This is a genomic window from Acidobacteriota bacterium, assembly GCA_040756905.1.
Lineage (GTDB): Bacteria > Acidobacteriota > Aminicenantia > JBFLYD01 > JBFLYD01 > JBFLYD01.
In genome coordinates this window covers 1-14,657 of sequence record JBFLYD010000058.1, presented here as the reverse complement: position 1 = coordinate 14,657, position 14,657 = coordinate 1, and the positions used below count along the sequence as shown (strand labels likewise).

General features: G+C 34.6%; 14 protein-coding genes. All 14 read right to left on the bottom strand.

The genetic code is table 11. From position 1 onward, the window contains the following. Position 1: 1 nt before the first annotated feature. The 14 genes from AB1410_10110 to AB1410_10045 all read right to left on the bottom strand — a co-directional run bounded on the left by AB1410_10110 (position 2) and on the right by AB1410_10045 (position 14,452). Positions 2-1,492 carry a hypothetical protein gene (locus tag AB1410_10110; GenBank protein ID MEW6457050.1) on the bottom strand — a complete coding sequence of 497 codons (1,491 nt, stop codon included), beginning with the start codon at positions 1,490-1,492 and terminating at the stop codon, positions 2-4. 2 nt (positions 1,493-1,494) lie between these two features. Continuing rightward, a complete protein-coding gene (locus tag AB1410_10105) occupies positions 1,495-3,516 on the bottom strand; it encodes a hypothetical protein (protein ID MEW6457049.1) in 2,022 nt (673 codons plus the stop codon). A 649-nt stretch (positions 3,517-4,165) separates the two neighbouring features. After that, the gene (locus AB1410_10100; protein MEW6457048.1) at positions 4,166-5,602 is read right to left on the bottom strand and encodes an NADH-quinone oxidoreductase subunit N; all 1,437 of its coding nucleotides are present in this window, start codon (positions 5,600-5,602) and stop codon (positions 4,166-4,168) included. Then, positions 5,580-7,238 carry an NADH-quinone oxidoreductase subunit M gene (locus AB1410_10095; GenBank protein ID MEW6457047.1) on the bottom strand — a complete coding sequence of 553 codons (1,659 nt, stop codon included), beginning with the start codon at positions 7,236-7,238 and terminating at the stop codon, positions 5,580-5,582. Before AB1410_10095 ends, AB1410_10100 begins: the two co-directional genes overlap by 23 nt. A gap of 9 nt (positions 7,239-7,247) precedes the next feature. Beyond that, a complete protein-coding gene (gene nuoL / locus AB1410_10090) occupies positions 7,248-9,248 on the bottom strand; it encodes an NADH-quinone oxidoreductase subunit L (GenBank protein MEW6457046.1) in 2,001 nt (666 codons plus the stop codon). Positions 9,249-9,251: 3 nt separating this feature from the next. Then, positions 9,252-9,557: an NADH-quinone oxidoreductase subunit NuoK gene (nuoK, locus tag AB1410_10085; protein ID MEW6457045.1), complete on the bottom strand. Its 306-nt coding sequence runs from the start codon at positions 9,555-9,557 to the stop codon at positions 9,252-9,254. Beyond that, entirely contained in the window at positions 9,554-10,057 is a 504-nt protein-coding gene (locus tag AB1410_10080) for an NADH-quinone oxidoreductase subunit J (protein ID MEW6457044.1), read from the bottom strand. The genes nuoK and AB1410_10080 overlap by 4 nt, the downstream gene beginning before the upstream one ends. Beyond that, positions 10,054-10,506 carry an NADH-quinone oxidoreductase subunit I gene (locus AB1410_10075; GenBank protein MEW6457043.1) on the bottom strand — a complete coding sequence of 151 codons (453 nt, stop codon included), beginning with the start codon at positions 10,504-10,506 and terminating at the stop codon, positions 10,054-10,056. The genes AB1410_10080 and AB1410_10075 overlap by 4 nt, the downstream gene beginning before the upstream one ends. After that, complete coding sequence (gene nuoH, locus AB1410_10070; protein MEW6457042.1) at positions 10,506-11,540, bottom strand: NADH-quinone oxidoreductase subunit NuoH; 1,035 nt, start codon at positions 11,538-11,540, stop codon at positions 10,506-10,508. The genes AB1410_10075 and nuoH overlap by 1 nt, the downstream gene beginning before the upstream one ends. A gap of 63 nt (positions 11,541-11,603) precedes the next feature. Then, the gene (locus AB1410_10065) at positions 11,604-12,701 is read right to left on the bottom strand and encodes an NADH-quinone oxidoreductase subunit D (protein ID MEW6457041.1); all 1,098 of its coding nucleotides are present in this window, start codon (positions 12,699-12,701) and stop codon (positions 11,604-11,606) included. 40 nt (positions 12,702-12,741) lie between these two features. Further along, positions 12,742-13,236 carry an NADH-quinone oxidoreductase subunit C gene (locus tag AB1410_10060; protein ID MEW6457040.1) on the bottom strand — a complete coding sequence of 165 codons (495 nt, stop codon included), beginning with the start codon at positions 13,234-13,236 and terminating at the stop codon, positions 12,742-12,744. Next, positions 13,233-13,712, bottom strand: coding sequence for an NADH-quinone oxidoreductase subunit B family protein (locus tag AB1410_10055; GenBank protein MEW6457039.1), 480 nt, complete (start codon positions 13,710-13,712; stop codon positions 13,233-13,235). Before AB1410_10055 ends, AB1410_10060 begins: the two co-directional genes overlap by 4 nt. Beyond that, entirely contained in the window at positions 13,699-14,061 is a 363-nt protein-coding gene (locus AB1410_10050; protein ID MEW6457038.1) for an NADH-quinone oxidoreductase subunit A, read from the bottom strand. The genes AB1410_10055 and AB1410_10050 overlap by 14 nt, the downstream gene beginning before the upstream one ends. A gap of 61 nt (positions 14,062-14,122) precedes the next feature. Continuing rightward, complete coding sequence (locus tag AB1410_10045; GenBank protein ID MEW6457037.1) at positions 14,123-14,452, bottom strand: hypothetical protein; 330 nt, start codon at positions 14,450-14,452, stop codon at positions 14,123-14,125. Positions 14,453-14,657 lie beyond the last annotated feature (205 nt).

The window sequence follows — 14,657 nt, the reverse complement described above, 5'->3', positions numbered from 1 at the left end:
TTTAAACCTCTACCTTTCTTTTATAAAGCTCCATTAAATCTAGAAAAGGGGTTTCGTATTGAGTAGGGCTAATCCTTTTTATAAAAAAAGATTCCCACTCAGAAGAGTAAAAATTCCCAGTTATTTCTTCTAACTTTTTCTGCCATTCATCACTTCTTGCCACCTGATACATAATATTGAGCTTTGCAACCTCAGGATGTTCGAGAAGATGCTCAAGGACGATATATAGTTGAGACGAGGGAAACCTATTTAGTGCTTCCAAGCTTTTGATTATTTTATCATTGAATTCCTCCCATTTATAAGGCTTTGATGTTAATCGATACTCTATATGAGATATTTCTCTTAATAATTCAATTCTTCGTAATTCTTCAATACTCAAATTTAGAGGAGAGCCACCTTTTATAACCATATAGTCAAAATAATCAAAGGTAAATTTTTCATCCTTTTGATAGGCTAATCTTTTTGCATTTTTCATAAGAGCATTTACATATTGAAAAAGATATCGGATTGGGAAATGGTGACTCGCTATAACCAAACCAATATCAAGAGAAAGATGCTTTAGCTTATCAATAAACTTAATCTGAGTTCTAAATTTATCTATGATTTTCCTTATTGCTAGAATAGACTTTTTAGCTGGAAGAAGCAGGACAAGATCGTCTCCACCTATTACTGGAGCTATATATCTGTGCTTGAGCTTCAATTCATTTATTGTATCTTCGAGGATCTCTCTACTAATTTCATAAAGTTTTTCTGGAAATTCTCTGAACTCCGGAAGAGTAAAGGTTTCCAGAATTGAGCCTGTGTTATGCCCGTCAGCATAAATAATAGCAAGATAATCCTCTTCAGAATTTTCTTTATTTTCTTTAACAATATTTTCAAGCGTTAAACCTGAGGACAATATTTTTTCTCTAAATTTCTTTCTCTTATTAAAACAAGAATCGCAGATATACCTCTCTTCTTCATCACGATATTTATAATCATATTGAGTAACAGGATATACGCCGCAAGAACCGCACCTTTTGAAATAGGGTGGTATCCGAATGCTATAGCTACTGATGGCAAGTTTTTGGTCCTTTTTAAAGCGTAGCTTTTCTGAAAGGTGTTTAAATATTGTGCTAAAATTGTTTTCAATTTCTTTGACTTGAACTTCAATTTTCTCTGCAGTTAAGCTCGCTGTAACTGAGGCTTTATGAAATTCATCTTCAATCTTTTTTATGATTTTATCTGCGTTAGACACAGGTGAGATAATAAGACCACCTCCTCCATGAGCATATATGACATTTTCTTCTGTTAACATGTTGTCAATTTCTTTTATCCACTTAAAAATCTGATCCTTATTTAACTCACGAACAATCTCACTGGCTCCCCCTATCTCTATCGGTTTACTTGTAGCAAAGACATATTCTTGAATCTTATCTGCATCGAAACCGATTATAGAGATATAACCATTTTCCTCACAAGATTTGATAATATTTTTATCTATTTCTTCCATTTTTAAATCTCCTTCTTTTCAATCTCGAAATTATTAATACCCATTCCTTTTAAATAACCTTGAATAGGGCTCAATTCTCCTTTTATATCGTTCTCTATCATCCCAAGTATTTCTTGGTTTGAATCCTTTTCCGCAAAGAGAAATGCTTTTAAAATATTGGTTTCCCTTTTTAAGTAAACAAATCTTACTGAACTATGTTTTACAAAGTCAACCCATTGCTTGGCTTTAAACACAATTCTATTTTTTAAACTTACACACTCAAGTTTATTCCAATCCGAGCCATTTAGGGCTTCTTTGAATTCTTTTGCAAGAGAGCAAACCAATTCTTTTAAATCCTTTTCTATTTTGTTAATCCCATTTTGTGTAAAAGTATTTTTTTCGCATTTATTTATAAACTCTTTAATTTTTTGATTATTACTGCAATCTAAATTGTCAAGTTGTTTTTTACAGAATTCTATCTCCATATCTGTTCTTTGTTTACGCATTTTTTTATATGAGGGGTCAATAACTCTATCTGCTTGAACATCACAGGCATCAAGAAGACGAAGGAGAGCTGTGATTAGAAGAACATTATCTTTATTAATTTTACCTTTGAAATGATTAAAAATGCTATTATCAGAAAGAACTTTTTCTAATGGACAAATTTTATTGGTTAATATTCCTGCGGAGTAAGGATTATTAATCGGATTATTATTATTTAATGGCATTTTTTTGCGATGATATTCTGAAATAAGTGCGACCAATTTTTTACCTTCCTTATCCTCTATATAATTTCCATCTCTAATCATTTGTGCAGAAGAGAAATGATGCCACTCTCTTACCAAGGATGGCATCAAAGAAATAGGTAAGATATTTGTATCATCTTTATATTCAAGAGCAGAATGCCCTATATCATGAAGCCAGATAGCACATAATAAAAGATATAAACCTGCACTCTCTCCTATATTTTTATAAAGTTCTGGATAATATTTAAATAAATAATAAGCCATTTCTAAGAGTCTTAAACTATGACCTCTTGCATGTTCCACTGTTTCTGGAATTTGATCTCCAATCCAAAGATGTTCCCAATCTGGCAATTTATTCTTAATGATCCTTTTGTAATTATTATCAAGTTGCTCTATAAGATAATATCCATAACCATATCTCCTTGTTTTATTTTCAATATAATAATTATATATAAGTTCACCAAAAGCCCCTCTTTTATAATAATTATACTGATCATAGAGGAACTTACACCTTTCTGGAAGAATATTCCAAACCATTCCATTAATTTTGTCTTGTTGAATTATCCCTCTAATTTCATCTACCCGTCTTATGTCCCAGGAAACAGGGAGAGGAGGTGTTATAATAACTGTTCTCGATTCCTCATGGGCATAGAAAACCTTTATCTTTTCATCAACAAAGCCAAGCAGTGATGTAATTGGTACTATGCCTTTATAACCTCCTGTAATATTTACATAAATTTCGTCATAATCTTTGGAAGATATTTCCTTATTTATTTTATCTGCTAAAGAAGACAATCCTTGAAGGAAATCACTTGAATAATTTGCGCTAATATTGACTCCTGAAATAACATTAAATTTAAAACAGAAATTTGCGAAATTATATTTTGTTTTTATACTTTCTTGGTATTTTTCAAGAGAAGATTTTATTTTTTCTGCTAACTTATCTGTCTCAGTTGTCGGAATGAAGACAATGGCTATTTCATTTTTTTTATTTCTTTTAAACTCTTCAAAAAGAAGAAGTAGACTCTGAATTTCTGCACATGGATATCTATCCTGATGAGCATTATTCTGAAATTGGCTAAAAAATTCATTTAACTTATTATCTAATGTTTTATTTGCCACTAATTGATTTTCTTCTCCTTTCAAAATATTACAGATTTCGTTCACTAAAGTAGTCTTATCATTGGCATTTAATAAGTTTAGATTAATGCACTTTTTATTTTTCAATTTTTCTAATCGGTCTTCTCTATATTTCTCGATTAATGATTTACCCACTGGAACAATAATTTTTATCTTCATTGTCATTCCATTTATTTAAATAATTGAAAATAACATTTTATTTTTCTTCCAAAATTTTTTTTCTAAATCTCATTTAGAAATCATCTCTTTTCCCCTTTTGAGTTTGGAAAGTTATTTTCTTTTTAATCTTTTTCATAAATTCAGCATCACCTTGTATTTTTAGTGATTTCAAATTCTTTTATTTTTTATATTAATTATTTTTTTATTCTTTTCCCTCATTCTATTTATTGAAAATATTTAACTACAGAACCTAAAATCATGTCAAGCATCATTTTTCCACTCTCAGCAACATATTAAAATAATTTGTTTTATCCTCTTTTAACATTAAATATTTTTTTACCTCAGTTTTAATTTATTCCTCTATTATATATTTAGTGGCAAAAAATGGAACTGCAGAAAAAATTTTTGAAATTTGGATAAATTGAAAAAGCAAGGTAAATATAATAGTCTAATTGATATCCACGTTTTTTTGATTTAGAAAGAAATGGATTTTAAAGCAAACACATTATATAAATGTAGGGCAACCCTTTAGGGTTGCCTGATGCAAGGCTAAAGCCTTGCCCTACATGTAACATTATTTATTGTATTTGTATTAGTTAATCGAGGTTTGGTTAATTGAGTCTGTAGGATTGATTTAAGAGAATTGATTTTAGGGGAGGAGGGTGGAGGATTTTGAAAGGACTGCAAAGGGCTGGGGGAAAATACCTAAGATTAAAATGGCTAATACTGCAATTCCTAAGGCTATGGATAGAGATGGGGATGGAGAGAATTTAACCTCCTCTGAGGGTTCTTTCATGAAAACAGCCTGGCCGATTCTGAAATAATAGAAAAGAGATATTGCTGAATTCAACACCCCAGCAACTGCAAGCCATACAAGTCCCTCTTTTATTGCAGAGGAGAAGATAAAATATTTTCCAAAAAACCCTCCTGTTGGTGGGATTCCAACAAGAGACATTAAAATTATTACTATCGCAAAAGAAAATAAAAGAGAATTCTTGGCAAGGCCATTGAAATCATCAACATCTTCTCCCCATTTATCTCCCTTTTTCAAAAATAATATCAATCCAAAAGCAGCTGAGTTCATGAAAAGGTATGCAAGAAGGTAGAATAAAATTCCTGGCTCCCCAAAGTCTCCTCCTGCTGCAAACCCTATAAGTATATATCCTGCATGGGCTATCGATGAATATGCAAGCATCCTTTTCAAGCTCTTTTGAGTTAAAGCTGCAAAATTTCCATATGTCATCGTAAAAAAAGAGACCCAGGCAATGAGTGTTCTCCATTCGCTACTTAAGGATGAGAAAGCTTCCAGGAATATCCTCAAAAAAATTGCAAAAGAGGCTGCTTTTGGGCCTGTCGAAATAAAAAGAGTTACAGGAGTTGGAGCTCCTTCATACACATCAGGTGTCCACATGTGAAAAGGAACAGCAGCGATTTTAAAAAATAGAGCTGATGAAACGATAAGCATTGTGAATATAAGGTATGGATTCTTTCCGAGGACAACTAAATTTGTGGATATAGCTTTAAGAGAAGTGTTTCCTGATAATCCAAATACAAAGGAAAGTCCAAATAGAAAAATTCCAGTAGAAAGAGTCCCTAAGATAAAATATTTTAAGCCTGCTTCATTCGACCTCAAATCTTTCTTCAGATAGCCTGAAAGAACATAGGAACTGATAGCCATAAGCTCATAACTTATAAATATGGAAATTAAGTCGATAGAGGAGGCCATAAACATCATTCCCACAGTGCACAGGAGAATAAAGAAATAGTATTCGGAAAGCTGAAATTTCTCATCATTTAGAAATCTTATTGAGAATAAAATTGCAATAACAGATGAAATAAGGAATATCGATTTAAAAAAAAGAGAAAAGTTATCGAGTGTTAAAGCTTCAAAGAAAAAAGATTCACCTTTTTTCTGAAAAAATAGTATGAAAAATGAAATTGCCAGACCTGAAAGGGCTATATACGGGACAATCCTCTTTTTTTCTTTTGAAAGAAATGGGTCAAGAATCAATATTAAAAAAGAGACAATCGATAAAAAAATTTCAGATAATATTGAACCTAAATCACCTGCTATCGAGGACAGCATCTTTTTCTCCAATATTTTTATTTTTTAATCTTTCCAATCCTGATGGCGTGTAACTTATATGACTTTTTTTAGTGGGCTTTATGAGAAGATGATTGGTTGGGGAAATATTTATGGGAAAACCCACTGATGCTTTTTTTGAAAGGAAATCGGGTTGAACCCTTTCAACAATTTTTGTCACTGAAGCATCCATTGCCTTTATGTAAGGCTTTGGATAGATTCCGATCCAGAATGCAAGAATAATCAACGGCACAAATGATGCAAACTCTATCAAGTTCAAATCTTTCATCTCCAGATTTTTTTCATTTTTTATCGTACCGAGCATCACTCTCTGATAGAGCCAGAGCATGTATGCAGCTCCGAGTACAATTCCAGTTGCTGCTAAAGCAGCCCATAGCCATTTAACCTGAAAAGTCCCAACTAAAATCATAAATTCACCTATAAATCCGTTAAGTCCTGGTAATCCAATCGATGAAAACATCATGATTGCAAAAACTGCAGAATATAAAGGCATAATTTTAGCAAGGCCTTCATAATCAGAAATCATCCTCGTATGACGTCTGTCATAAACATTTCCTACAATCATAAATAGAGCCCCTGTGCTTATTCCATGATTCACCATTTGAAGAACACTTCCCTTGATTCCAACAGGAGTCATTGCAAACATACCGAGCATCACAAACCCCATATGGCTCACTGAAGAATATGCGACCAGCCTCTTCCAGTCTTTCTGCATCATAGAAACCAAAGCTCCATAGATTATCGCAACTATCGCCAGAAAAACCATCAACGGGATAAATTTTTTCGAAGCGTCAGGAAGGATTGGAAGGGAAAACCTTATAAATCCATATGTTCCCATTTTTAGGAGAATTCCTGCAAGAAGAACTGACCCAGCTGTTGGAGCTTCAGTATGAGCATCTGGCAACCATGTATGGAATGGAAACATCGGAACCTTTATTGCAAATCCGAAGAAAAATGCCAGGAATATCCAGAATTGAGCTTTTGGGTCAAAATTAAACTCCATCATTTTTAAAGCATCAAAGGTGTAATCTCCAGTGGTTCCTCCATGAATGAAGTAAAGAGCCAGAATTCCGAGGAGCATTAGAACTGACCCAAAAAGGGTATAAAGGAAAAACTTTATCGCTGCATATAATTTGTTGTAAGTTCCCCATATTCCAATCAGAAAATACATCGGAACGAGAACGATCTCCCAGAATACATAAAAGAGAATAAAATCAAGGGAAACAAAAACTCCAATCATTCCTGTCTCTAAAAGAAGAAGGAGAATATAGAACTCCTTTAATCTTTCAGTTATTCCTCCCCATGAACATAAAACACTTATGAATGAAAGTAGAGTTGTAAGGAGGACAAGAAGAAGACTTATTCCATCAATTCCCATAAAGTATTGAACTCCAATCGCTGGAATCCAGCTGACTTTTTCCACAAACTGCATTCCTGACAAAGAGGGATCAAAATAAAGGAGCAAAAGAAGGGAAATTAAAAAATTCAAACCTGCAACTATGTTAGCAATCCATTTTATTTCTTTTTCTTTCTCTCGCTGCACAAATAGGAGTATAAGTATTCCAAATACAGGAAAAAATGTAATTATTGTTAATAACGGCAAATTTTGAAAATCCATATTATCCTCTCATAAAAATAAAGTTACAGTTACAAAAATCAATATTCCAAAAATTATGGCAAGAGCATAATTTTGAATTAGTCCTGTCTGAAGCTTTCTGAATATAATACTTCCTATGCTTATAATCTTTCCTACAAAGTTTACAAGTCCGTCCACTACTCTGTTGTCAAAAAGAACTGAAGAAGATGATGTCTCTCTTGTAAATAATGCTGTTCCATTTATAAATCCATCTATAACTTTTAAATCATATTCAGAAAGAAAAGTCCCCATGTTAAGGGTTCCTTTTACAAATGTTTTTCCATAGATCTCATCAACAAAATACTTATTGTAAAGGAGGTTGTATATTCTCTTGAATCTCTGGGAGAGTATCTCTGGAAGGTTTCTTTTCTTTATGTAAAATAACCATGAGATAAGTATTCCAGTTAGGGCTGCTAAAGAGGAAAGAGTCATGAGGATGAATTCTCCTTGATGGGAGAGAGAGTGGTGTTCGTTTTTTAGCTTTATAACTGGTGAGAGAAACTCTTCAAACCAGTTTCTCCCTCCCAGGACTTCTGGAAGACCTATGTAACCACCTATAAAGGAGAGAAAAGAAAGGATGAGGAGGGGATAAGTCATGATAGGAGGAGATTCATGGGGATGGGAATCATTTCTTTTTTCTCCATAGAATACTAAAAATATGAGTCTGAACATGTAGAAGGAGGTTAAAGAGGCTGTTATAAGAGCAAGGATGTAGAGAGAGAGGTTTCCACTTTGATATACACGGAGTAATATTTCATCTTTTGAGAAAAAACCAGATAGACCAGGGACTCCTGAAATCGAGAGGGCTCCTATGAGAAATGATGGAAATGTGAGTGGAAGGTATCTCTTCATTCCTCCCATCCTCTCAATATTCATTTCACCAGAAAGGGAGTGAATCACTGAGCCTGCAGAGAGAAAAAGGAGTGATTTGAAGAATGAATGGGTTACAAGGTGAAACATTCCAGAGGAGAAAGAGGCAACACCACATCCTAAAAACATATAACCTATCTGGGAGATTGTGGAGTAGGCGAGGATTCTCTTTATGTCATTTTGAACCAGTGCCATTGTGGCAGAGTAAAGGGCAGTTACACCACCTACAACTGCAACAACTAAAAGGGAGACTTCAGAGAATGTAAAAAGAGAATTCATTCTTGAAACCATGTAAACTCCTGCAACAACCATTGTGGCTGCATGAATGAGTGCAGAGACAGGAGTTGGTCCTTCCATGGCATCTGGTAACCAGACATAGAGGGGAATCTGGGCTGATTTTCCTACAGCCCCACAGAAAAGAAGAAGGGATATTGTGATGGATACTCCTTTTCCTATCTCTCCAGAGAGAATCTCTTTCTCTATCTGAAGAAACTCCAGAGAACCAAAGGTGAAGTATGTGAGAAGAATTCCCAGAAGGAAACCAAAATCCCCTATTCTTGTAACTATGAATGCTTTTTTTCCTGCATTTGAGGCAGAATCTTTCTCATACCAGAATCCAATGAGGAGGTAAGAGCATAGTCCAACTCCTTCCCATCCTACAAACATCAGTGCTAAGTTTGAGGAGAGAACTAATATTAACATAGAGAAGGTGAATAGGTTTAAATAGGTGAAATACCTTCCGTATCCTCTATCCTCTCCCATATATCCAATGGAGTATATGTGAATGAGTAATCCTACTCCTGTGACTACAAGGGACATAATTGCTGATAGGGGGTCGAATTGGAAAGACGCTGTTATGTTGAAAACAGAATCTTTTCCGTTGTTTAAAACTGTAACCCCGCCAGGAATCCACTCAAAAAGAACTTTCCTTATTAATCTTTCTTCAGGTTTAAGAGATAAAAGCTCTAAATAAGAGAAAAAAGACAATAGGAAAGAAAAAAGAGGCGCGCCAATCGCAAAAATATTAATTCCTTTTTTCGGGAAATATTTTATCCCGATCAATCCATTTATCATTACTCCCACTGCGGGGAGTAGTGGAATCAACCAGAAATAATCAAGCATATTCTAACCTTTCATAATATTCATCTCATCTATATTGAAACTATCTTTGTTTCTCATAAAGGATATTATCAAGCCAAACCCAACAGCAGCCTCTGCCACAGCTATAGCTATAACAAAAAGAGCAAATATCTGAGCCTGAATGTTGTTTAAATAATTTGAAAATGCAATAAGGTTTATGTTTACACCATTGAGGATGAGTTCGATCGAAAGGAGAATAATTATTATGTTTTTTCTTGTTAAAACTCCAAGCACTCCGATGAAAAAAACTGCTGAGCCAAGAAAAATCAAAAGTGTTATGTTCGAAATCATTGGATTTTTCTCCTTGCAAGATAAATTGTAGCAATCATTGCAACTAAAAGAAGAAGGGAAGCTATTTCAAACGGAATCACATAATCCTTTAAAAGAACATTTCCAAGAACTCTTACATTATCCACAATGGGTTCTGGAGACGAAAAATAAGCAGGCATGTCCTTGGATAAGAGTAAATAAATAATTTCTAAAAAAAGCAATAAAAATAGAAACCCAGTCAAAAATAAAAGAGTCTTTGAGCGAGCTTTTCCTCCAACCTCTTCAAGCCTAATCAACATTATGATGAAAAGATAAATGACCATTATACCGCCTGCATAAACAAGGATTTGAACAGCTCCAATAAATTCAGCACCGAGCAAAAAGAATAAACCCGCTATCGAAAGAATCGTAAAAATTAAAAAAACAGCACTGTGTATTGCATTCTTCCGGGTTATGACTCCAATTGAAAAAATCAGGGTCATAAAAACAAAAAGAAAAGTGAAAAAGTTATATAAATTCATTTTTCACCCATCAATTTCTTTTTTATGTCTGTTTCTGGATAAAGGTCTTCTTTTTGGAAATACAATTTTTTCTTGTCATAAACAGCTAATTCATAATCTCCTGTAAACCTGATTGCATCAAAAGGACAGGCTTCTACACACAATCCACAGAACATACACCTCGAAGCATTCCAGGTAAAAGTTTTTGGGTATAATTTTTTATCCGGTGCCCTTTCTCCTTCAATTGAGATTAACAAATCAGGACATGCTCTAACACACTGCATACAGGCAACGCATAAATCTCTTCCATTCTCATCTTTATATAATCTGATCATACCCCTGTATCGAGGCTGAACATGAATTTTTTCTTCAGGGTATTCCACAGTCACTTTTTTCATGAAGAGATACTTGAGAGTGACAGAAAGTCCGATAAGCAAGTCAATCAATAAAATCTTTCTCAAATATTTCATCATCTTATAAGAATCAGTATAAATCCTGTTACAATGATATTTGCCAGCGCAAGGGGTATAAGGCCTTTCCAGCTCAATTCCAAAAGCTGGTCATATCTGTATCTTGGAAAAGTTCCCCTTATCCAGATGTAGAGATAAATAAAGAATCCAAACTTTAAAATAAACCAGACAGAATCAGGGACTACATCAAGGAATGAAAGAAATTCAACATTCGGAAAAGGTCTGTACCACCCTCCCAGGAATAAAATCACAACAAGAGCTGAGATGAGAACCATATGGGCATACTCTGCAAGGAAATAAAAAGCAAACTTAATTCCTGAGTATTCTGTATGGAATCCTCCCACAAGTTCACTTTCAGCTTCAGGCAGGTCAAATGGACATCGATTTGTTTCTGCAATACCTGCAATGAGAAAAATAAAAAATGCAACTGGTTGAATAAAAATAAACCATACTCCCATCTGCTTCTGAGCTTCAACAATATCCACAAGGCTTAATGATTTTGAGAAAAATAAAACTGAGATGATTGAAAGCCCGAGGGCAACCTCATAGCTAACCATCTGGGCTGCAGAACGAAGACTTCCCAGAAGGGGATATTTGCTGTTTGCAGCCCATCCTCCAAGAATTATCCCAAATATTCCAAGAGATGAAAAAGCGATAACGAATAAAAGGCCTATATTCAAATCTGCCAGGTATAAAGATACTTCTTTCCCAAATATTTTAATGTTTCCTCCAAAGGGAATGAGAGCAAATGCAACAGCAAGGGGAACAAAAACTACAATTGGACCAAGATTAAACAATCTCCTGTCAGCTTTATGAGGGACGATGTCCTCTTTCAAGAGTAATTTTATTGTATCAGCCACTGTTTGAAGCAATCCAAATGGGCCTACCCGGTTTGGGCCAAGTCTTGACTGAATAAACCCAACAACCCTTCTTTCCAGCCATACTAAAAGCAGAACAGAAATCACAATAAAACCAAAGATTGCTAAAATCTTCACAAAAGGTATAATTAGCCAATCTATTATATGGGAGCTCATCTATCTATCTCACCCAGAAATATTTTCCAAAGAAATTCACAATTCAAGACCTGACCCCATTTTTCATCGATCTATCTCTCCAAGAACTATGTCCAAAGACCCGATGGCTGCAACCACATCTGCAACTAAATGTCCATCTATTAATTTTGATAAAGACTGAAGGTTTACAAAGGAAGGGGGTCTTATCCTTACCCGATAGGGAATTGTAGAGCCATCGGATACAACATAATAACCAAGCTCTCCTTTTGGAGCTTCAATTGAATGATAAACCTCTCCTGGTGGCGGTTTTATTACCTTTGGAACTTTTGCCATTACTTCTCCATCAGGAAGGTTTTCGATTGCCTGTTTAACTATTCTTGTGCTCTGCCTCATCTCTTCCATTCTTACAAGATATCGGTCATAAACATCTCCGATTTCTCCGGTCGGGATTATAAAATCCATCTCAGAATAAACTGAGTATGGATTCGATTTTCTTATGTCCCATTTAACTCCTGAACCTCTTATGCTCGGCCCGCTCAGCCCAATGTTTATTGCATCTTCGGCTGTTATTACCCCAACATTTTTTGTCCTTTTAAGCCAGATACGGTTTTTCGTTAAAAGTCTTTCATAATCATCTATGTATTTTGGAAATACATTTACAAATTCCAGCACTTTTTCTTTAAACCCATCTGGGACATCCTTGGGAAGACCTCCTATTCTGAATGCATGGGTTGTAAGTCTTGCACCCGTTACCATTTCAAATACATCGAGTATGGCTTCCCTTTCTCTGAAACAATAAAGAACAACGCTCATAGCTCCGATATCAAGAGCATGTGTCCCAAGCCAGACAAGATGGCTTGCAATTCTTGTAAGCTCTGTAAGGATGACTCTGATGAATTCTGCTCTTCTTGGAACTTCGATTCCCATTAATTTTTCGATTGTCTCAACCCAGGCTAAATTGTTAGATACTGAAGCTATGTAATCCAATCTATCTGTTACTGGACCAAACTGAGGGTATGTTCTATGCTCACCGAGTTTTTCAACTCCTCTATGAAGGTAACCAATTATCGGCTCTGATTTCACAACAACTTCTCCATCAAGCCATAATTTCAACCTTAAAACTCCATGGGTGGAAGGATGCTGAGGACCCATGTTAACTATAATTTCTTTAGCTTCAATCATTCTTCAGCCTTTAACCCATCACTGTTCACTCTTCACAGTTTTAATATGGCTGTTTCCCATCTCCTATCAATGGATAATCCTTTCTTAAAGGATGGCCCTCCCAATCCTCAGAAAGCAAAATCCTTTTTAAGTCAGGATGCCCTTCAAATTCAATTCCAAACATATCAAAGATTTCCCTTTCGAGCCAATTTGAAGCTTCCCATATCCTTGTTATGCTTGGAGCCTTCTCTTTTTCTGAAATCCATAATTTTATTCTCAACCTGTTTTTATTCGGAATCGAAAAAAGATGATAAACAAGCTCAAATCTTTTCTCCCTATCCGGATAATCCACAGCAGTCAGATCGGATAAAAAATTTAATTGAGTAACTTCATCTGTCTTTAAAAATTCAAGAAGGGGTATTAAAAATTCTTTTTTTATTCTTACTGTCAATTCACCGAACTGAAACTTCACATCCTCAATCGATTGGGAAAAATTCTCTCTTATTCTTTTTAAAATTTTTTCAAGATCTAAAGGAAGGTTTTCTATCTCAATCATTTTTTCAAAATTGACATTTTTTTTATTTTTTTCTGCAGTTTTATCAGAGCATCTAAAAGAGCTTCTGGTCTTGGAGGGCAGCCGGGAAGATAAACATCTACAGGTATAATCTGGTCAACTCCCATTACAACATGATAGGTGGGAAAAGGTCCTCCTGCATTTGCACACTCTCCCATAGAGATGACAAATTTTGGTTCTGCCATTTGGTCATAGAGCCTCTTTATGATAGGACCCATTTTTTTTGTTACAGTTCCTGAAACTATCATTAAATCAGCCTGTCTCGGAGAGGGTCTAAAAACTTCAGCACCAAATCTTGATATATCAAATCTTGGCATGCCAACCGCCATCATTTCAATTGCACAGCATGCCAGTCCAAAGGTGAGAGGCCAAAGAGAATTTTTTCTTCCCCAGTTAATCAGGTAATCTAAAGAAGTTATGAAGACATTCCCTGGAATTTCATTTTCATTCTGCTCCATATTTAAGGGCTCCTTTCCTCCAGACCCAGAAATATCCAACGATAAGGATTCCAAGGAAAATTAACATCTCTAAAAATCCAAAAAGGGCTAACCTGTCGTATATGATAGCCCAAGGAAATAAAAAGACAGTTTCTATATCAAATATTATAAATAATAAAGCTATTAAATAATATTTTATTGAATATCTATCCCTGGAATCAGTTTCTGGATTGACACCGCATTCATAGGCTATATACTTTTCAAATGCTTTCTTTTTTTTCTGGAGAATTTTAGATAAGAAAAAAGCTATGTAAACAAAGATAATTGAAACCAAAAGAATTAACACTAATGTCCAATAATTGTATAACATCGGTAATTAAATTCGAATTCTATCAGAAAAAAAGGAATTGTCAAGGATTGAAGAAGACTTTTTAATATTCATCTTCATGGTCTTCTTCAGTGTATTCAACTTCTTCAAATTCCTCTTCATACTCTTCCTCACCAGTCTCTTCATACTGTTCCTCTTCGCCCATCTCTTCCTTTCTTTTTTTAATAGCAATTTGAAATTCCTTATCATCCTCATATCTTCTTATGTAATTGGATTCAAGGTCATTATAATAAAGCTCGAGTAAATCATCCTCAATCTTGCAGAAAATCGAAAGTCCAGCTCCTGACTCTAAGCTTCCAACTTTTTCTACTATCTTTGCTCTTTTCTTCAATGCATCAAGGGTAGCAAAGCTTAAAATTTCTATCTCTTCCATACTAACAACCTCCACTCAAATGTAATGTAAGGAATCTGTTAATATATTTTTTTTTAGTTGTCAATACCATATATAAATTATGTCAACTAAAAATTAAAAATGGACTATTATTCAATGATTTAAAGTTTAAAAGTGGACTTTTTGGACACGCTATGATTTAAACCTTCTTTCGATAAAGGAGGTTTAAATTATGGCTAAGCAACTT